We start from the raw sequence: 20,129 nt of genomic DNA on the forward strand, positions 1-20,129 counted from the left end.
TTAGTACCTTCGTCCAATCACCAGCGATAATGGGAGAAGGCCTTGTTGGCCTCCGCCATCCGATGGGTGTCTTCCCGCTTCTTGACGGCGGCACCGCGATTGTTGGCCGCGTCCAGCAGTTCGCCGGCAAGGCGCTCCACCATGGTGTTTTCGGAGCGCTTGCGCGACATGTCGATGAGCCAGCGGATCGCCAGCGACTGGCGGCGCGCCTGACGCACCTCGACCGGAACCTGATAGGTTGCACCGCCAACACGCCGTGAGCGCACTTCCAACGACGGCTTCACATTCTCGATCGCCTCGTGGAACAGCTTCAGCGGGTCCTGGCGAGCCTTCTTCTCTATCGCATCGAGCGCACCATAGACAATGTGCTCAGCGACGGATCGCTTGCCTTCACGCATCAATCCGTTGGTGAACTTGGTGATCACCATATCGGAGAACTTGGGATCAGGCAGGATCTCGCGCTTCTCGGCTGCACGGCGACGGGACATGAATGGAGCTCCCTGCTACTTCGGCCGCTTGGCGCCGTATTTCGAGCGCCGCTGCCGGCGCCCAGATACCCCCTGGGTATCGAGCGTGCCACGAATGATGTGATAGCGCACACCGGGAAGGTCCTTTACCCGGCCGCCGCGGATCAGCACCACCGAGTGCTCCTGCAGGTTATGACCCTCACCCGGGATGTAGCTCGTCACTTCGTAGCCGTTGGTGAGCCGGACGCGCGCCACTTTACGTAGCGCCGAGTTTGGCTTCTTCGGCGTCGTCGTGTAGACGCGCGTACAAACGCCACGCTTCTGCGGCGCCCCGGCCAGTGCCGGGACTTTGTTGCGCGAGGCGGGTGAACGCCGCGGGCTGCGAACAAGTTGATTTATCGTTGGCATATTACTCGTTGCTTCGGGCGAAGACCCGACAGCATCTCCCAAGAAATCTGACCAATCGCCGCATGGATATGCGGGCGCGCGCATCCGAACAAACAAAAAAAAAGCGCGCGCGGCACGTCCCATTTACCGCCCACTAGGCGCTCTTGTATTCCTTGCCGCAAATCAGGGCCGCGTCTGAGCCGTTCGGCTCACCACCAACCCCGCCTGGAAGGACGCGCATAGTATGGGCCGATTGCCGGACCGTCAAGCGTCAATCCGCCCTTAACGCATGTTCCGAGCGACCTTGCCCGGACATAGATAACGGCATTTGCAGCCACTCGACGCAGACGACTACCGGGCGCGGGACCCCGCTACGGATCCCGCCTCAGCACACCAGCATCAAGGCGACACCGGGGCGACAGCGCGCCCCGGCCCCTGCCCGAATGGCCGTGTTCCGCACCTTACTGCCGGCTCGGCGCCGGCCTCAACCTTATTCGGCAGCCGAGACCTCTTTGCTATCGCCTGACGACCGTGTCACCGGCGGCAGCGTTGCCTCGCCGTCGTCGTCTTCTACCGCTCCCATCGCCTTGTCGCGGTCGGCAGCCAGCCGCCGCAGCCGGTTCATCGCGCTGCCGGTGCCGGCCGGGATCAGCCGACCGACGATGACGTTCTCCTTCAGCCCCGACAAACTATCGCTACGCCCGGAGACCGCCGCTTCGGTCAACACCCGGGTCGTCTCCTGGAAGGAGGCGGCGGAGATGAAGGAACGAGTCTGCAGGCTGGCCTTGGTGATCCCCTGCAGCACCGGCGTCGCCATGGCCGGATGGTCACCCATGGATTCAGCCTTGGCGTTGACCTCGTCGAACTCAAGGCGGTCAACCTGCTCCCCGACGAGGAAGGTGGTGCCACCGGCATCAGTGATCTCCACCTTCTGCAGCATCTGCCGGACGATCACCTCAATGTGCTTGTCGTTGATCTTCACGCCCTGCAGCCGATAGACCTCCTGAATCTCGTTGATCAGGTAGCTGGCAAGCGCCTCGACCCCGAGCACGCGCAGGATGTCATGCGGCACCGGGTTGCCGTCCATCAGCGGATCGCCGGCTTCGACGAAGTCACCTTCCTGGACGCTGATATGCTTGCCCTTCGGGATCAGATATTCCCGCGGCTCGCCGTTGCCATCGGCCGGAACGACGACGATGCGCCGCTTAGATTTATAGTCCTTGCCGAACTCCACCCGCCCTTCGATCTCGCTGATGATGGCGTGATCCTTCGGCTTGCGCGCCTCGAACAGCTCCGCCACCCGCGGTAGACCGCCGGTAATGTCACGCGTTTTCGCCGATTCGCGCGGGATACGGGCGAGAAGGTCACCGGCGTGTACCTTCTGGCCGTTCTCCACCGACAGGATGGCGTCGGCGGAGAGGAAGTAGCGCGCTTCCATGCCGTTCTCGAGGGTGAGCACGTCGCCGCTATCGTCGCGCAAGGTGATTCGCGGCTTCAACTCGCCACCGCGTGGCTGCTGTTTCCAGTCGGTCACCACCTTCGACGCGATACCCGTGGCCTCGTCCACCTGTTCGATCATCGAGATGCCCTCGACCAAGTCGACGTAGTGAGCGTTGCCTTCGCGCTCGGTGATGATCGGCAGCGTATAGGGGTCCCACTCCGCCAGGCGGTCGCCACGCTTGATCTCGGCTCGATCCTCGCACAGCAGTTTGGAGCCATAGGGTAGGCGATGCCGCGCCCGCTCGCGGCCCTGCATGTCGATGACGATCAGTTCGGCGTTGCGATTCATCACCACCGGGACGCCGGAACTGTTACGGACGAAGTTGGTGTTGCGCAGCGCCACGTTGCCATCGGCCACCGCCTCCACCTTTGACTGCTCGGCGCCCCGCTGCACCGCACCACCGATGTGGAAGGTGCGCATCGTCAGCTGGGTCCCCGGCTCGCCGATGGACTGGGCGGCGATGACGCCCACTGCCTCGCCAATGTTGACCCGGGTGCCACGCGCCAGATCGCGGCCGTAACACGCGGCGCAGACGCCGATTGGCGTTTCGCAGGTCAGAACGGAACGAATTTTCACCGTCTGCAGGTCGGCCGCCTCCACCAGCGCCACCGCCTCTTCGTCGATGATCTCGCCGCGCGGGACGACCACCTCGCCGGTGATCGGATCGTTGAGGTCATCCGCCGCAACGCGGCCGAGAATACGCTCGCCCAGCGGCGAGACAACTTCGCCGCCTTCTACCACCGGCTGTACCGTGAGCCCGCGCAAGGTGCCGCAATCCTCTTCAAGGATGATGCAGTCCTGTGCCACGTCCACCAGTCGGCGGGTGAGATAGCCCGAGTTGGCCGTCTTCAGCGCCGTGTCGGCCAGCCCCTTGCGCGCACCGTGCGTCGAATTGAAGTATTCGAGCACAGAGAGGCCTTCTTTGAAGTTGGAGATGATGGGCGTTTCGATGATCTCGCCCGACGGCTTCGCCATCAGCCCGCGCATCCCGGCCAGCTGCTTCATCTGCGCCGCCGAACCACGAGCACCGGAGTGCGCCATCATGTAGACGGCGTTGACCTGCGTGCCGATCTGGGTCTTCGAAATCGCCTGCATCATGGCGTCCGCCACCTGATCGGTGCATTGCGCCCAGGCGTCCACCACCTTGTTGTACTTTTCGCCCTGGGTGATCAGGCCGTCCATGTATTGCTGCTCGTATTCCTTCACCCGATCTTCGGTGACGCGGACGTGCTGCCACTTGATCTCAGGCACCACCAGATCGTCCTTGCCGAAGGAAATACCGGCGCGGGTAGCGCGCTGGAAGCCGAGCCGCATCATCCGGTCGGCAAAGATCACCGTCTCCTTCTGACCACAGTTGCGGTAGACCGCATCGATCACCGCCGAGATCTCTTTCTTGGTCAGCAACCGGTTGATCAGGGAAAACGGCACATCCGGGCTACGCGGCAGGATTTCCGAGAGCAGCATCCGGCCGGGCGTCGTCTCCACCAGTTCGACGATGGGATTGCCTTCGGCATCCACAGTCCGGTAGCGCGCCTTGACCTTGGCGTGCAAGGTCACGGCCCGGCTCTCCAGCGCATGCTGGATCTCGCCAATATCGGTAAATACCATCCCCTCGCCCGGCTCGCCGGGCTGCTCCAGTGTCGTATAATAGAGGCCGAGGACGATATCCTGCGACGGGACAATGATCGGCTTGCCGCTCGCCGGGCTGAGGATGTTGTTGGTTGACATCATCAGCACCCGCGCTTCCAGCTGCGCTTCGAGTGCCAGCGGCACGTGCACTGCCATCTGGTCGCCGTCAAAGTCGGCGTTGAAGGCGGCGCAGACCAGCGGATGCAGTTGGATCGCCTTGCCTTCGATCAAGGTCGGTTCGAAGGCTTGAATACCAAGCCGGTGCAGGGTCGGCGCTCGGTTGAGCAGCACTGGATGCTCGCGGATCACCTCCTCGAGAATGTCCCAGACCTCGGGACGCTCTTTTTCGAGCATCCGCTTCGCCGCCTTGATCGTCGTCGCCATGCCGTAGAGTTCGAGCTTCGAGTAGATGAACGGCTTGAACAGCTCGAGCGCCATCTTCTTCGGTAGCCCGCATTCGTGCAACTTCAGCTCCGGCCCGACGACGATCACCGAGCGGCCGGAATAATCGACGCGCTTGCCGAGCAGGTTCTGGCGGAAGCGGCCCTGCTTGCCCTTCAGCATGTCGGACAGCGACTTCAGCGGCCGCTTGCTGGCGCCGGTGATCGGCCGGCCGCGGCGGCTGTTGTCGAACAGTGCGTCCACCGACTCCTGCAGCATCCGCTTTTCGTTGCGGATGATGATCTCCGGCGCGCGCAGCTCGATCAGCCGCTTCAACCGGTTGTTGCGGTTGATCACCCGGCGGTAGAGGTCGTTGAGGTCGGAGGTGGCGAAGCGCCCGCCGTCAAGCGGAACCAGTGGTCGCAGTTCCGGCGGGATGACCGGGACCACCTCCATGATCATCCATTCCGGCCGGGCACCGGATTCGACGAACGCCTCCACCAGCTTGAGACGTTTCACATACTTCTTGCGTTTCGCCTCCGAGGTCGTCTCCTTCAGGTCGGCACGCAAGGTAACCCGCTCGGCCTCCAGATCGATAGTCTTGAGGATGTCGCGCAGTGCCTCGGCACCGATGCCGACAGTAAAGGCGTCTTCACCGTACTCGTCGATCGCCCGCTGGTACTGCTCCTCGGTGATCAACTCGTGCAGCTTCAGCGGCGTCAGGCCCGGCTCGACCACCACGTAGGACTCGAAATAGAGCACCTTTTCCAGGTCGCGCAGGGTCATGTCGACGAGCAGGCCGATACGGCTCGGCAGCGACTTGAGGAACCAGATGTGCGCCACCGGGCTTGCCAGCTCGATGTGCCCCATCCGTTCGCGGCGCACCTTCTGCAGGGTCACCTCGACGCCGCACTTCTCGCAGATGATGCCCTTGTACTTCATCCGCTTGTACTTGCCGCAGAGGCACTCGTAGTCCTTGATCGGCCCGAAGATGCGGGCGCAGAACAGGCCATCGCGTTCCGGCTTGAAGGTCCGGTAGTTGATCGTCTCCGGCTTCTTGATCTCGCCGAAGGACCAGGAACGGATGCGATCGGGGCTGGCGATCGAGATCTGGATATTGTCGAACCGCTGGGTGCCGCCCACCTGGCCGAAAATGCGCAACAACTCGTTCATCGTGTCGTCTCCATGTCGGATTGCCGTTGCCGGGAAGCGTGCCTTGCTCAGTTGAGCTCGACGTTGAGACCNCAGCGACTGCAATTCCTTGACGAGGACGTTGAAGGATTCCGGAATGCCGGCCTCGAAGGAATCGTCACCGCGGACGATCGATTCGTAGACCTTGGTGCGGCCGGACACGTCGTCCGACTTCACCGTCAGCATTTCCTGCAACGTATAAGCGGCGCCGTAAGCTTCGAGCGCCCACACTTCCATTTCGCCGAAGCGCTGGCCACCGAACTGCGCCTTGCCGCCCAGCGGCTGCTGGGTAACGAGGCTGTAGGGGCCGATGGAGCGGGCGTGGATCTTGTCGTCCACCAGGTGATGCAGCTTCAGCATATAGATGTAGCCGACGGTCACCACGCGATCGAAAGGCTCGCCGGTTCGCCCGTCGCTGAGCGTCACCTGCCCGGAGGGACTCAGTCCAGCTTTCTCCAGCATGGCGACGATGTCGCTCTCACGCGCGCCATCGAACACCGGCGACGCCACGGGGACACCCTTGCGCAGGTTCTCGCCGAGTTCGAACAACTGCGCATCGCCAAGGCCTTCGATGATGTCGCTGTAGACCGCGGGACCGTAGATGTTCTTCAAGGTCTGCTGCAGCTGCTCGATTGCCGCACCGCGACGTACTGCATCGAGTGCAGCCGCCACCTGCTTGCCGAGACCAGCACAGGCCCAGCCGAGATGCGTCTCGAGAATCTGACCGACGTTCATCCGCGAAGGCACGCCAAGCGGATTGAGGACAATATCGACCGGGGTGCCATCCTCGGTGTAGGGCATGTCCTCATTCGGGGTGATTTTCGAGATCACCCCCTTGTTGCCATGCCGGCCGGCCATCTTGTCGCCTGGCTGCAGCTTGCGCTTCACCGCGACGAAAACCTTGACCATCTTCATCACGCCAGGCGGCAGGTCGTCGCCGCGCTGCACCTTCTCCACCTTGTTCTCGAACCGCTGTTCGAGCCGGGCGATGGACTCCTCGAAGGAGGTGCGCAACGCTTCGATGTCCTGCATCGCCTGGTCGTCGTCCACCGCGATCTGCGCCCATTGACCCGGGGTATACCCGGTGAGCAGCTCGTCGTTGATGGCGACACCGCGCGGCATCCCCTTCGGCCCGCTGGCGATAATGCGGCCGAGCAACAGCGTCCGCAGCCGGGTGTGGAAGCTGCGTTCCAGGATGGCGCGTTCGTCGTCGCGGTCCTTGGCCAACCGTTCGATCTCTGCCCGTTCGATGGCAAGGGCACGCGCGTCCTTCTCGACACCACGGCGAGAGAACACCCTCACCTCCAGAACCGTTCCGGATACCCCCGGCGGCACCTTGAGTGAGGTATCACGCACGTCGGCGGCCTTTTCGCCGAAGATCGCCCGCAGCAGCTTCTCTTCCGGCGTCATCGGCGTCTCGCCCTTCGGCGTCACCTTGCCGACGAGAATATCGCCCGGCTTGACGTCGGCACCGATGTAGACGATGCCGGCCTCATCGAGATTCTTCAGCGCCTCTTCACCGACGTTGGGAATATCGCGGGTGATTTCCTCCTGACCCAGCTTGGTATCGCGGGCCATCACCTCGAACTCCTCGATATGGATCGAGGTGAAGACGTCGTCGCGGACGATGCGCTCCGAGATCAGGATCGAGTCCTCGAAGTTGTAGCCATGCCAGGGCATGAACGCGACCAGCACGTTGCGTCCCAGCGCCAGTTCGCCCAGTTCCGTCGACGAGCCATCGGCGATGATGTCGCCCGCCTCGACGATGTCACCGACACGCACCAGTGGGCGCTGCTGGATCGTCGTATTCTGGTTCGAGCGCTGAAACTTCATCAAGTTGAAGATGTCGACACCCGGCGCCGAGTGCGATGTCTCCTCGGTGGCGCGGATGACGATACGCGTCGCATCCACTTGATCGACGATGCCGGACCGTTTGGCGATGATCGTCGCCCCGGAATCCCGTGCCACCGCGTCTTCCATGCCGGTGCCGACAAGCGGCGCCTCGGTCTGGATCAGCGGCACCGCCTGACGCTGCATGTTCGAGCCCATCAGCGCCCGGTTGGCATCGTCGTTTTCCAGGAAGGGAATCAAAGCCGTCGCTACCGACACCAGCTGCTTCGGCGACACGTCGATGTAGTCGATGTCCGACGGACGGGACAGGACGAAGTCGCTGCCACGCCGACAGCTCACCAAGTCGGAGACGAAGTAGCCGTTGTCGTCCAAGTCGGCGTTGGCCTGGGCAATGGTAAATTTGCCCTCGTCCATCGCCGACATGTAGATCACCGCCTCGCCTACCTGCCCTTCGGTCACCTTGCGATACGGGGTCTCGATGAACCCATAGCGATTGACCTGGGCGAAAGTGGCAAGTGAGTTGATCAGGCCGATATTCGGGCCTTCCGGCGTCTCGATCGGGCAGATGCGGCCGTAGTGGGTCGGGTGCACGTCGCGCACCTCGAAGCCGGCGCGTTCCCGCGTCAGGCCGCCCGGCCCCAGCGCCGACAGGCGGCGCTTGTGGGTGATCTCCGACAGCGGATTGGTCTGGTCCATGAACTGGCTGAGCTGCGAGGAGCCGAAGAACTCGCGCACCGCCGCCGCCGCCGGCTTGGCGTTGATCAGTTCCTGCGGCATCACCGTGTCGATATCAACCGAGCTCATCCGCTCGCGGATGGCGCGCTCCATGCGCAGCAGCCCGACCCGGTACTGGTTCTCCAACAGTTCGCCTACCGAGCGCACCCGCCGGTTGCCCAGATGGTCGATATCGTCGATCTCGCCGCGCCCATCCTTCAAATCCACCAGCACCTTGACCACGGCGAGAATGTCCTGCTTGCGCAGCGTCCGCATCGAATCGTCGAAATCGAAGCCAAGGCGGGAGTTCATCTTCACCCGGCCGACGGCCGAGAGGTCGTAGCGCTCGGAATCGAAGAACAGGCCATTGAACAGCGCTTCTGCCGATTCCAGGGTCGGCGGCTCGCCCGGGCGCATCACCCGGTAGATGTCGAACAGCGCTTCCTCGCGGGCCGAATTGCGGTCGATCGCCAGCGTGTTGCGCATGTACGGACCGACATTCATGTGGTCGATGGCAAGCGTCCGCACCTCCTGGATGCCCGCCTTGCGCAACGCCGCAATCGTCGCCTCGGTGATCTCGTCACCGGCCTCGACGTAGATTTCGCCGGTGTCCTCGTTGATCAGGTCTTCGGCCACATAACGGCCGGCGAGATCCTCATCCGGAACAAGCTGCTCCTTCAGTCCTTGCGCTGTCAGATGCTTGAGCAGCTTCGGCGTCAGCTTGGTCCCGGCCTCCGCCAGGATCTGGCCGCTGTCCGCGTCGATGAGATCGAGGTTGAGCTTGACGCCACGCAGTCGATCCGGGCGGAACTCGGTTTTCCAGCCTTCGGCGGCGGCGGCAAAGGTCACCTTCTCGTAAAAGTAATCGAGGATTTCTTCCGGCGACATGCNCGACGATTTCCGCCGGCTGTACCGCCCCCCCTCAGCGGCACGCTCTACTCGCAGCTGCTCCGTCGCCGCATTCTCCAGCGCCATGAACAGCGTCGAGACCGGCAGTTTGCGCCGGCGATCGATGCGAACGTAGACGAGGTCCTTGGCATCGAACTCGAAGTCGAGCCAGGAGCCGCGGTAGGGGATCANCCGCGCCGCGAACAGATACTTGCCCGAGGAGTGGGTCTTGCCCTTGTCGTGGTCGAAGAACACCCCAGGCGAGCGGTGCATTTGCGAGACGATCACCCGCTCGGTACCGTTGATGACGAAGGTGCCGTTGTTGGTCATCAACGGCATGTCGCCCATGTAGACGTCCTGCTCCTTGATGTCGCGGATCGACCGGGCGCCGGTTTCGTCATCCACGTCCCAGACGACGAGGCGCAAGGTGACCTTGAGCGGTGCCGCAAAGGTCATGCCGCGTTGCTGGCACTCGTCGACATCGTACTTCGGCTCCTCGAACTCGTACTTGACGAACTCGAGGGTGCCACGCGAGGAGAAGTCCTTGATCGGAAAGACCGATTTGAACACTTCCTGCAAACCGGTATCGGTCCGCTGCTCGGCATAGGTGGTGCGCTGCAGGAATTGGTCGTACGAGCTCTTCTGAACTTCGATCAGATTGGGCATCTGCACCGCCGCGGCGATACGTCCAAAACTCTTGCGAATGCGCTTGCGACCCGTGAAGCTGGTGGCCATAAGAAGCCCTCTTCTCTACTGCTGAAGTCGCTCAATCTCTCTTGCCGCCGACCACCGCCGTCGGGCGCAAGGAGCGAGACATGGCAAAATGCAAGCGTCCCTGCGACCACCAGCCTTCCGGCCCCTTTGCCGGCGGTGGTCCAGAGAGTTGCTTGCTTTCGCGGTGGCGTTCGCGGTCCCGGCCGCGGCAAGGCCTATACGAGCGAACGCGCCTACGCCACGGCGGCGGACACCGGAATCCGGTGCCGCAGCCTGGCGGTTGTCACTACAATCTGTCCGTATGGTCGTCGTACTGACGCCAACCCCCATTCTCAACGATGCTACTTGATCTCTGCCGTAGCGCCGGCTTCTTCGAGCTTTTTCTTGATCTGCTCGGCTTCTTCCTTCTTCACCGCCTCTTTCAGCAGCTTCGGCGCGGATTCGACCAAATCCTTCGCTTCCTTCAGGCCGAGGCCGGTGATGGTGCGAACTTCCTTAATGACATTGATCTTCTTGTCACCGAACGCAACCAGGATCACGTCAAATTCGGTTTTTCTTCTTCCGGTTCGGCGGCTGCCGGAGCTCCGGCAGCAACAGCGGCAACGGCNAACCGGGGCCGCAGCCGACACGCCCCACTTTTCTTCAAGCATTTTGCTCAACTGCGCTGCTTCGAGCACAGTGAGGCTGGACAGCTGATCGACCAGTTCTTCGAGATTGGCCATGTCGTTCTAACTCCTCAGACTTGAACCTTCATGCGTTGCGGCCGGCTTGCCGGGTATCATCGCGACCCCGGTCCGCACAGCCAGCATCTTCAGGCAGCTTCGCTCGTCGTTTCACCCGACTTGTCGGCGTAGGCGGCAAGTACGCGTGCCACCTGGCCACCGGGCGCCTGCAACACGCCAGCGATCCGTGTCGCCGGTGCGTTGAGGAGGCCGATCAGCTTGCCTCGCAGTTCATCCAGCGACGGCAGTGATGCCAGCGACTTGACGCCTTCGGCGTCGAGCATCTGACTGCCGAGACCACCGCCGAGCAACACCAGCTTCGGGTTGGTCTTGGCAAAGGTGACTGCCACTTTTGCCGCTGCCACCGGGTCCTTCGCGTAAGCGACGGCGGTCGGACCTGTAAACAGGTCGTTCAGCCCCGCATAGGGGGTTCCCGCCAGGGCCAGGCGCGCCAGACGGTTCTTGGCGACTTTCAGCGCCGCACCCGCCTCCCGCATCCTTGCCCGAAGCTCGCCCATTTCCGCGACGGTCAACCCCTTGTAGTGGGAGACCAAGACGACGGCGGTTTCGTTGAACGTGCGATGCAACGATGCGACCAGGTCCTCTTTCTCTGTACGGTCCATCGAGTCATCTCCGTTGCTGTCCCGACGGCAGACACGGTTCCCACTGGAACCACGCCACCGTTGGGGTCCACCACTAAGCCGTCCGGAATTCGGCCGAGCCGCTTCCGAAAGGCCGGTTGCCCTGTCCAGGGCACCGGTTCAAATCCGAGACCGGCAGGACGCACGCGCTCCCGCCCAATCCCCTCATCACACCGTCTCGGCAGGCGGACTGCTCCCTTAAACCACGAACCAATAGGCCGTCCCTGGCACCTGCTGTCTTGGACAGGTCTTGGCCTGCTGCCCACCTGGCGCTGATGCACCAGCCGGGCTGCATGCCAATGCCAGCCGGCCACTCGCCGATGGCGAACAGCCGGCCGTTACTCGCTGCCGTGCGTTCTCAGGCGAGAACGCTGGCAGTATTCAGGCGTAATCCCGGGCCCATCGTCGAGCTGACACTCACCTTTTTCAGGTAGGTGCCCTTGGCACCGCTCGGTTTGGCCTTCATCACCGCATCAACGAAGGCGCGTGCATTCTCGCCCAGCGCCTCGGTTGAGAAACTTACCTTGCCGATCCCACCGTGGATGATACCGGCCTTCTCGACACGGAACTCCACCTGACCGGCCTTCGCTGCCCGGACAGCGCCGGCCACATCGGNGGTCACCGTCCCCACCTTCGGGTTCGGCATCAAGCCGCGGGGGCCGAGGATTTTTCCCAACCGACCGACGATTGCCATCATGTCGGGTGAAGCGATGCAGCGGTCGAAATCCATCTGCCCGCCCTGGATGCGCTCCATCAGGTCTTCGGCGCCGACGATGTCAGCCCCTGCCGCCAGTGCTTCCGCCGCCTTGTCGCCGCGCGCGAACACCGCGACGCGCAGCGTCTTGCCGGTGCCATGCGGCAGGCTGACGATGCCGCGAACCATCTGGTCGGCGTGGCGTGGGTCGACACCCAGGTTGAGCGATACCTCGATGGTTTCGTCAAACTTGACCTTCGAGTTCTGCCTCAGGAGGTCGATCGCTTCGGGAAGGTCGTACACCTTGTCCCGATCGACGGTCTCATAGGCGGCGCGAAGCCGCTTGCCTGCCTTCGCCATCGGCCTACTCCTCCACCGCAATACCCATGGACCGGGCGGAGCCGANNTCACCATTTGCATCGCCCCGTCGATATCCTTGGCGTTGAGATCGCCCATCTTCTGCTCGGCGATCTGCCGCACCTGCTCGCGGGTGACACGCCCCTTGATCGAGCGCGACGGATCCGCGGCGCCCTTGTCCACCCCGGCCGCCTTGCGGATCAGATACGTCGTCGGCGGCGTCTTCATCACGTAGGTGAAGCTGCGGTCCGCATAGGCGGTGATGATCACCGGGACTGGCATTCCCGGCTCCATCTTCTGCGTCTGCGCGTTGAAGTCCTTCACGAACATCATGATATTGAGGCCGGCCTGACCGAGCGCCGGGCCAATCGGCGGCGACGGGTTGGCCTGCCCCGCCGGCACCTGCAGCTTGATATAGCCGGTAATCTTTTTCGCCATCGTTCTTCCTTCCGCTAACGGGCCGAAGCCCTCCCGCGTAGCCGGACGCGCGACCGATCAGTCACTGCCGGGGTGCGGTGCCTGCCTTGGGATCAGAGTTTCTCGACCTGTGCGTATTCCAGTTCCACCGGCGTGGATCGGCCGAAGATCGACACCGCCACCTTGAGCCGGCTCCGCGCCTCGTCCACTTCCTCCACCAGACCGCTGAAGGAGGTAAAGGGACCGTCACTGACGCGCACTTGCTCGCCCACCTCGAAGACGATCGCCGGCTTCGGCCGCTCGATGCCCTCCTGCACCTGATACAGGATGCGCTTCGCTTCGTCTTCGCCGATCGGCGTTGGCCGGCCGCGATTGCCGAGAAAACCGGTCACCTTGGGGGTATTCTTCACCAGGTGCCAGGTGTCGTCGGTCATCTCCATTTTCACCAGCACGTAGCCGGGAAAGAACTTGCGATCGGCGTTGACCGCTTTGCCGCGACGAACCTCTACCACCTGCTCCATAGGCACCATCACCTGACTGATGCGATCCTGCATCCCCGCCTGGCGTGCCTGCTCTTCGATGGATTGGGCAACCTTGCGCTCGAATCCGGAGTAGACGTGGATCACGTACCAACGCGGCTCCATCGCTACACCCCGAGATTCAGGAACAACCGGACGCCGAGCGCCAGCAGTTCATCAACGACGAAGAAGAATAGCGCTGCAATCAGCACCATCACCACGACCATCATCGTGGAGATCGCTGTCTCTTTTCGCGTCGGCCAGGAAACCTTATTGGCTTCCTGACGCACCTCGCGAAAAAACTGAACCAGATTTACTACCGCCATTGCTTCTTCAAAATGGGTGGCAGGGGCAGCAGGGTTCGAACCCGCGACCTGCGGTTTTGGAGACCGCCGCTCTACCAGCTGAGCTATACCCCTAACGCGCTTTCCCAACCTTTCCCGTCAAGTCCGCGACTGTGCCGTGGCTTGCGCCTGCCCCCGCCGCTGCTACTTAATGATCTTGGCGACGACGCCGGCACCGACGGTGCGGCCGCCTTCGCGGATGGCGAAACGCAGGCCGTCATCCATGGCGATCGGCTGGATCAGCTCAACTTCCATCGAAATGTTGTCGCCCGGCATCACCATCTCGGTGCCCTCGGGCAACTCCACCGTCCCCGTCACGTCCGTCGTCCGGAAGTAAAACTGCGGGCGATACTTGGTGAAGAACGGTGTGTGGCGACCGCCCTCCTCCTTGGTCAGAATATACGCCTCGCAGGTGAACTTGGTGTGCGGCGTGATCGTTCCCGGCTTCGCCAGAACCTGACCCCGCTCCACATCCTCACGCTTGGTGCCGCGCAGCAGCACGCCGATGTTGTCGCCTGCCTCGCCCTGGTCCAGCAGCTTGCGGAACATCTCCACACCGGTGCAGGTGGTCTTGGTCGTCGCCTTCAGGCCGACAATCTCCACCTCTTCGCCAACCTTGACGATGCCACGCTCTACCCGCCCGGTCACCACCGTGCCGCGGCCGGAGATCGAGAACACGTCCTCGATCGGCATCAGGAATGGCAGGTTCTTCGGCCGTTCCGGCTGCGGAATGTACGCATCCACCGCCGCCATCAGCTCGAGGATCGCGTCCTTGCCAATCGTCGGATCGCGGCCTTCCAGCGCCGCCAACGCCGAGCCCTTGACGATCGGAATGTCGTCGCCGGGGAAATCGTAGCTCGACAGCAGCTCGCGCAGCTCCAGCTCAACCAGTTCCAGCAGCTCCGGGTCGTCCACCATGTCCACTTTGTTCATGAACACGACGATCGCCGGCACACCAACCTGCCGTGCCAGCAGAATGTGCTCGCGCGTCTGCGGCATCGGACCGTCCGCCGCCGAAACGACGAGGATCGCCCCGTCCATCTGCGCCGCGCCGGTGATCATGTTCTTCACGTAGTCGGCGTGACCCGGGCAGTCCACGTGCGCGTAGTGCCGGTTCGCCGTCTGGTACTCCACGTGCGCGGTCGAAATCGTGATCCCGCGCGCCTTCTCCTCCGGCGCCTTGTCGATCTGATCGAACGGCGTGAACTCCGCACCGCCCGTCTCCGACAATACCTTGGTGATCGCCGCCGTCAGCGTCGTCTTGCCGTGGTCCACGTGACCAATCGTCCCCACGTTGCAATGCGGCTTGTTGCGCTCAAACTTTGCCTTGGCCATGTTCTCTTCAATCTTCCCTGGTCAACGTCCGCACGACGCGAATGGCGGATGGGTTTCGCTGCCGATCGCCGTACCCACACCCCGAATCGCTCCCGGACACCCTCGCCACTCGACGCAGCGTGCGTCCACGGCGAATCGAACTGGAGCGGGTGAAGGGAATCGAACCCTCGTCTGAAGCTTGGAAGGCTCCTGCTTTACCACTAAGCTACACCCGCTCAGACTGCCCGCATGACGACGACCGACCGTGGAAAGCTGGTGGAGGGGGTAGGATTCGAACCTACGTAGGCATAGCCAACGGGTTTACAGCCCGTCCCCTTTAGCCGCTCGGGCACCCCTCCGGTACGCCAGTCGTGCGGCAGTAAACCGGCCGGACGAGCGCTTGCAAATATTGCCTTTCCCGCCGATTGTCAACGTGCAACAAGCGAACCGTCCCTCGTCCCGTCGCGGCACGCTGCCGACGGCTGGCCGAAACCCGATGCGAAAAGGCCCCTCGTTCCTAACGGCGAAGATGCGACAACGCAAGGCCCCGCGTAAGCTAATCGAGCATAATCCCACCCAACGCCCCCAGCGCGGGTCGGCGAACCTGGTGGCGCGACCCGGCACCGGTGCTTCCGGCAGCGACGAGTGGGTCTATGGCCGCCACGCCGCACTCGCCCTCATCGCCAATCCGCAGCGGCAGATCCGCCAGGTCCTCACCGTCACCGAGCATGCGCCTTGGGTCGCTGCCGCGCTCGCCGGCCGCGCCGACGGCGCCCTCGCCCCCACTCTCGTCGATGCGCGTACGCTCGCCGCTGCCCTGCCCGAGGGAGCGGTGCATCAGGGAGTGGCGGTGTTGGCGGCGCCGCTGCCATCCATCCATCTGGATGAGCTGATCGCAGCCGCCGACCCGGCGCAGGCCTCCATCGTCGTCCTCGATCAGGCGACCGATCCGCGCAACGTGGGCGCCGTCCTGCGCGCTGCCGCGGCATTTGGCGCAACGGGGGTCGTCGTCCAGGACCGCCACGCTTCGTCGGCCACCAGCGCGCTCGCCAAGGCGGCCTCGGGCGCGCTCGAACGCGTGCCGCTGGTGCGCGTCGTCAACATCGCCCGGGCACTGCGAACACTGCAGGACGCCGGCTTCTGGTGCCTTGGTTTCGCCGGCGACGGCAGCACGTCCATTGACGCGGCGCGGCTCGACGGCCGTCTTGCCCTGGTGCTCGGTGCTGAGGACAGCGGCTTGCGGCGACTGGTGCGGGAAAGCTGCGACGACATCGTCCACATCCCGATCTCCGCAGCGGTGGAAAGCCTCAACCTCGCCACCGCTGCCGCCGTCGCCCTCTATGAAGTCAGTCGNCCGCGCCCGCCTGTCGCCGCTTAAGAGTCGCTGTTGAGCAGCTGATTGGCTTCGTCCGCGCCTATCTCCTTCGTTGCCACCATGTAGGCCACCAGCGCCGCCAACCGTGTCCGGGCAAGGGAGGCGCCGCGGCGGATGGCGTCGCGATACCAGCTGATTGCCTGGCGCGCGTCACCACGTGCACCCCGCACGCCGGTTTCCTGCAGGAAGAGGGGATCGTAGGTGCCGGCAACGGCGGTCAGTGCCATGGGATCACCGCTGCGGGCAGCGAGGAGGTAGAACTGCCGTGCCGCACTGACGTCGGAGAGCAGCATCAACGCGTCGCCGCGGCCGATCAGCACCGCCGTGTCCTGCAGGCTGGAGCCACTGTTGGTGCCACCGGTGCCGTCTGCCGTCGAACCGGGTGCACTGCTGATTTTTGCCCCGTCCGCACCGGGGCCAGCGGTGGCGCCGACTGGACCGCCCCACGACGGCTGAGCCGCCGAGCGATCTAAGGTCGTGGCCGTTCCTTCGGCCGGCCCCGGCCCCTGCGATAAACCCGACGCTGACACCGTCAATGGCGATGAACTGGTCACCGGCATCGCCACGCCGATGCCGCCTTGGTCGGTCTCCCCGCCCCACCAGCCGTACGCCAGGACGCCACCAACCAGCACCAGCCCTGCCATTGCCGCCAGCGCCAACCGGAGCCGGCGCGGGCGCCGTGCCGGCGGTCGGCCGGGTGCTGCTCCCATCGGGGGAACGCATCGGTGCCTGCCATCGCGCTTACGGCGCGCAAGAGTGGTGGCCTACCGGCCAACGCTTCACTGGGCAACAGTCCGCTGGACAACGGCACAACGTCGGCACTGTCGGCAAGGCCGGACCGCGCCATCGAATAAGCTGGAGGCTCCGGTGCGCCCAACGGCGGCACCAGGGCGATCGCCTCCCTCTTCGTACCTCCCCCGCCCGCTGGCGGAGGTCGTGTCGCGGCGTCGACGCGTCAGCGACAGGCGCGTCGGTGTAGAGCGCCGTGACGACGTGCTCGATGGCGGTGTGGGAAATCGTTGTTTCGCTCGCGCCCCGAGCAAAGGACAGCGCCGTCATCACCATCCGGCTGACCGTCTCCGGTTCGCCGGCCGACAGTTCATGCACGCGGATAAGGGCTTCGGGACTGAACCGATGGCCGTCACCGCGCTGCCGAGCGAGGCGATGGCGAACGTAGGCGGTCAAGTCCTCCAGGTCCCAGGGCGCGAGCGACACCCGGGGCCAGTGCTGCATCTCGCGCAGCGGTGCCACTTCGGCAATCTGCTCGGCCAGATCGGAGGTTCCGGTGAGAAGGATCAATGCCGGTGCCTGGCTGCTAGGCCAACCGGCGATGAACGCCACAATCTCCGCCAGTGCCGGCCGCGGCAGCGTGTCCGCGTCATCGAACGCAATGATCAACTGCGCCCCACCTGCCGCGCGCTGGCTGAGACCGGCGCGCAAGGCCGCGATCAGGCCATCGCGCCGGCCGAGCCCGGCAGTCGCCAAGTCAAAAGCGGCGGCAGCCGCTGCAAGCCAGTCGGTGGATTGCCGCGCCTCAACGATGAATACCTCGGTGGGCACCTCAAGAACCGATGCGGCTGGGCCAAGACACGCGAGAAACGTCGACTTGCCCCTGCCCTCGGCGCTGACCAGCAGCATCGCCGAGCGGCGTTCGCAGGCCCCGGCGAGGACCCGGTGCATCGGCTCGCGCCAAGCGTTGGGTACGAACAAGTCGTCGGTCAGACTGACCTCGCGGCTGTCGGCAGGCGAATGTATGGCGTGCGGCCTCACTGTCCGCGCACTCCCCCTTTAATACGTTTTCACGCTATCTCCCCACTCCACACAAAAGTGTAGCATGCTGCCGCAGGCATGCGTCAACTCCCATAGCGGGAAGCATCCGTGGCCACGCCTGTTGGGCGAGGAGGAGGCATCGAGGACGTGCTCGGGATGGCTCATCAGTCGTTGCCGCGCGGGTGCCGCCGCTCAGGCGGCGGTCATCGAGGGTGGCAGCGACAGCGGCTGCGTACCGGAGCGCAGTAGCATGGTCTCCAGCTCGTCGACGGACATTGGCAAGCCGAAATGGTAGCCCTGCACCTCATCGCAGCCATCGAGTAGCAGAATATCGGCCTGGGTGCGTGTTTCCACCCCTTCGGCACTGGTGCGGATACCCAGGCTGCGCCCCAATTGCACGACGGCGCGCACGATCGCGCTGGCTTCCTCTGTCTGCCCCAGATCGTGGACGAATGAGCGATCGATCTTGATCTTGTCGAAGGGGAAGGTCCGCAGATAGCTGAGACTTGAATAACCGGTGCCGAAATCATCCATGGCGATACGAACGCCGAGGCGTTTGATTTTGCGCAACGCGTCGAGGCTGGCCTCAATGTCCTGCAGCAGGATCGTTTCCGTCACTTCGACCTCCAACCGCTGCGGGTCGAAGCCACTTTCGGCAAGCGCCCGGGCGACGGCATCCTCGAGGCCGGGTTGGCGGAACTGTGTCGCCGACAGGTTCACCGCCAGGCGCAAATCGCCCCAGGGCTGTGCCTGCTTGCAGGCAGTGCGCAGCACCCACTCGCCAAGGGGTACGATCAGCCCCGTCTCCTCGGCGAGGGGAACGAATTCTGAGGGCATGATCAGCCCGCGTTCGGGATGCCGCCAACGGATCAGCGCCTCCACGCCGAGAATGCGCCACGAACCGGCCTCCACCTGCGGCTGATAATAGAGCTCGAACTGGCCCTCGATCATGGCGTGCCGCAGTTGTCTTTCCAGCAGCTTGCGCGCCTGCAGCCGGACATTCATCTCCTCGGCGAAGAAGCGAAATGCGCCCCGCCCCTCGGTTTTCGCACGGTAGAGCGCCAGGTCGGCGCAGCGAAGCAGCGTTTCCGGATCGTCCTCCTCTGCCGGATTGCTGAGCGCAATGCCGACGCTGGCGCCGATCACCGCCTCGTTGCCATCGAGATCGAAAGTCACGGAGAGGGCTTCGACGATACGCTTCGCACACTCGGCGGCCAGAGTACCTTCGCGCAGATTGCTCATGATGACGGCGAATTCATCGCCGCCGAGGCGCGCCAGCGTATCACTGTCACGCAACGAGCCACGCAGCCGCTGAGCCGCCTCCTTCAGCAGCCGGTCGCCGGCCGCATGGCCGAGGGTGTCGTTGACTTCCTTGAAGTGATCGAGGTCGATGCAAAGAATGGCAACCTGCTCATTGTGGCGGCGGGCCATCGCCAGTGCCTGATGCAGGCGGTCCCAAAACAGCACTCGGTTGGGCAGGTCGGTCAGTGAATCGTAGTGGGCGAGGTGACGGATCCGCTCGGCTGCGCGTTTTCGTTCGCTGACGTCGCGGATCACGGTAATCATCGCCAGCTGACCCTCGAACTCCAGGGTCCGGCTGCGCAGTTCCACCGGTGTCGCCGCCCCACCACCACACAGCAGCGACGCTTCGATGAACTCGGCTCCCTGCTCCCGGCTCATCTCATCCACGGCCGCCCGCTGTTCGTTGGCAAACAGCTCGAGCATGGGACGACCGATGAGCGCGCTCACATCGACACCAACCATATCAGCCAGCGCCCGGTTGGCATCGATGATGGCCCGCTCGTTGTGAATGAGGATCCCTTCCAGGGTGGCTTCGGCGAGGCGACCGGCACGCACCTCGCTGCTCACCGTCCGGCGACGCCAGCCGATAACGGTGATCGCAAGGTTCAGCCATACGGCGGCGACGAACACGCTGGCAATGACCGCGCCAATCACCTCCAACTCGATCGCGAGCGATGCCGCGCCTTCCGGGTTGGCGGCTGTCCGTGTCGTCAGCAGCCAGCCGATCAGGCCGAAGGTTACCAGCAACGCCGCGGCTAACTGGAGATAGAAAAAGCGTGGCCCAGTGGACGGCGGCGGCTGTCGCACGTTCGCTGCCGCGGAGTACTGCGTTATGCTGCTGTCGGCGTGCTGCATTCGTCGATCCGTGCCTGATGGGTTCGGCGACACTGCCAAACCCGATAGCACCGGAGGATGATGCAGAGGCCTTAATAACGCCTTAAAGCCGTATTGA

The 20,129-nt window shown here is 63.7% G+C and carries 13 protein-coding genes, 3 tRNA genes and 2 pseudogenes; 1 reads left to right on the plus strand and 17 read right to left on the minus strand.

The features are described 5' to 3' along the window. Positions 1–17: 17 nt before the first annotated feature. The 14 genes and pseudogenes from rpsG to HQ394_RS05000 all read right to left on the minus strand — a co-directional run bounded on the left by rpsG (position 18) and on the right by HQ394_RS05000 (position 15,089). The gene (gene rpsG, locus HQ394_RS04945) at positions 18–488 is read right to left on the minus strand and encodes a 30S ribosomal protein S7 (protein ID WP_190262335.1); all 471 of its coding nucleotides are present in this window, start codon (positions 486–488) and stop codon (positions 18–20) included. A 15-nt stretch (positions 489–503) separates the two neighbouring features. Beyond that, on the minus strand, positions 504–875 hold the full coding sequence (rpsL, locus tag HQ394_RS04950; protein WP_190262337.1) for a 30S ribosomal protein S12: 372 nt from the start codon (positions 873–875) through the stop codon (positions 504–506). A 469-nt stretch (positions 876–1,344) separates the two neighbouring features. Further along, positions 1,345–5,538: a DNA-directed RNA polymerase subunit beta' gene (rpoC, locus tag HQ394_RS19560; RefSeq protein ID WP_223292034.1), complete on the minus strand. Its 4,194-nt coding sequence runs from the start codon at positions 5,536–5,538 to the stop codon at positions 1,345–1,347. Positions 5,539–5,585: 47 nt separating this feature from the next. Next, positions 5,586–9,744, minus strand: a pseudogene (rpoB, locus tag HQ394_RS19565) (DNA-directed RNA polymerase subunit beta). 320 nt (positions 9,745–10,064) lie between these two features. After that, positions 10,065–10,445, minus strand: coding sequence for a 50S ribosomal protein L7/L12 (gene rplL / locus HQ394_RS04960; protein WP_190262341.1), 381 nt, complete (start codon positions 10,443–10,445; stop codon positions 10,065–10,067). An 89-nt stretch (positions 10,446–10,534) separates the two neighbouring features. Further along, positions 10,535–11,068 carry a 50S ribosomal protein L10 gene (gene rplJ / locus HQ394_RS04965; protein ID WP_190262343.1) on the minus strand — a complete coding sequence of 178 codons (534 nt, stop codon included), beginning with the start codon at positions 11,066–11,068 and terminating at the stop codon, positions 10,535–10,537. A 376-nt stretch (positions 11,069–11,444) separates the two neighbouring features. Then, positions 11,445–12,140, minus strand: coding sequence for a 50S ribosomal protein L1 (rplA, locus tag HQ394_RS19570; protein ID WP_223291855.1), 696 nt, complete (start codon positions 12,138–12,140; stop codon positions 11,445–11,447). 4 nt (positions 12,141–12,144) lie between these two features. Next, positions 12,145–12,575, minus strand: a pseudogene (gene rplK / locus HQ394_RS19575) (50S ribosomal protein L11). 92 nt (positions 12,576–12,667) lie between these two features. Continuing rightward, on the minus strand, positions 12,668–13,198 hold the full coding sequence (gene nusG, locus HQ394_RS04975) for a transcription termination/antitermination protein NusG (RefSeq protein WP_190262347.1): 531 nt from the start codon (positions 13,196–13,198) through the stop codon (positions 12,668–12,670). 2 nt (positions 13,199–13,200) lie between these two features. Next, the gene (gene secE / locus HQ394_RS04980) at positions 13,201–13,398 is read right to left on the minus strand and encodes a preprotein translocase subunit SecE (protein WP_190262349.1); all 198 of its coding nucleotides are present in this window, start codon (positions 13,396–13,398) and stop codon (positions 13,201–13,203) included. A 17-nt stretch (positions 13,399–13,415) separates the two neighbouring features. Then, positions 13,416–13,491 (minus strand) — tRNA-Trp (locus HQ394_RS04985). A gap of 69 nt (positions 13,492–13,560) precedes the next feature. After that, a complete protein-coding gene (gene tuf / locus HQ394_RS04990) occupies positions 13,561–14,751 on the minus strand; it encodes an elongation factor Tu (protein ID WP_190262331.1) in 1,191 nt (396 codons plus the stop codon). A gap of 141 nt (positions 14,752–14,892) precedes the next feature. After that, positions 14,893–14,966: transfer RNA gene (locus HQ394_RS04995), tRNA-Gly, on the minus strand. A 38-nt stretch (positions 14,967–15,004) separates the two neighbouring features. Next, a tRNA-Tyr gene (locus tag HQ394_RS05000) sits at positions 15,005–15,089 on the minus strand. A gap of 170 nt (positions 15,090–15,259) precedes the next feature. On the opposite strand from HQ394_RS05000, the gene rlmB reads away from it, so the two are divergent. Beyond that, positions 15,260–16,108, plus strand: a complete 849-nt coding sequence (gene rlmB, locus HQ394_RS05005; protein ID WP_190262351.1) for a 23S rRNA (guanosine(2251)-2'-O)-methyltransferase RlmB — start codon at positions 15,260–15,262, stop codon at positions 16,106–16,108. Here the strand turns inward: rlmB and HQ394_RS05010 are convergent. The 3 genes from HQ394_RS05010 to HQ394_RS05020 all read right to left on the minus strand — a co-directional run bounded on the left by HQ394_RS05010 (position 16,105) and on the right by HQ394_RS05020 (position 20,032). Beyond that, positions 16,105–16,815 carry an SEL1-like repeat protein gene (locus HQ394_RS05010; RefSeq protein WP_190262352.1) on the minus strand — a complete coding sequence of 237 codons (711 nt, stop codon included), beginning with the start codon at positions 16,813–16,815 and terminating at the stop codon, positions 16,105–16,107. The two genes, rlmB and HQ394_RS05010, sit on opposite strands and share 4 nt — an antisense overlap. 31 nt (positions 16,816–16,846) lie before the next feature. Continuing rightward, positions 16,847–17,875 (minus strand): ATP-binding protein, encoded by a 1,029-nt coding sequence (locus HQ394_RS05015; protein WP_190262353.1) that lies wholly within the window; start codon positions 17,873–17,875, stop codon positions 16,847–16,849. A 192-nt stretch (positions 17,876–18,067) separates the two neighbouring features. Continuing rightward, entirely contained in the window at positions 18,068–20,032 is a 1,965-nt protein-coding gene (locus HQ394_RS05020) for a putative bifunctional diguanylate cyclase/phosphodiesterase (protein ID WP_190262354.1), read from the minus strand. Positions 20,033–20,129: the final 97 nt, after the last annotated feature.

The sequence above is a fragment of the Defluviicoccus vanus genome (assembly GCF_014672695.1).
GTDB classification, from domain to species: domain Bacteria; phylum Pseudomonadota; class Alphaproteobacteria; order Rhodospirillales; family Defluviicoccaceae; genus Defluviicoccus; species Defluviicoccus vanus.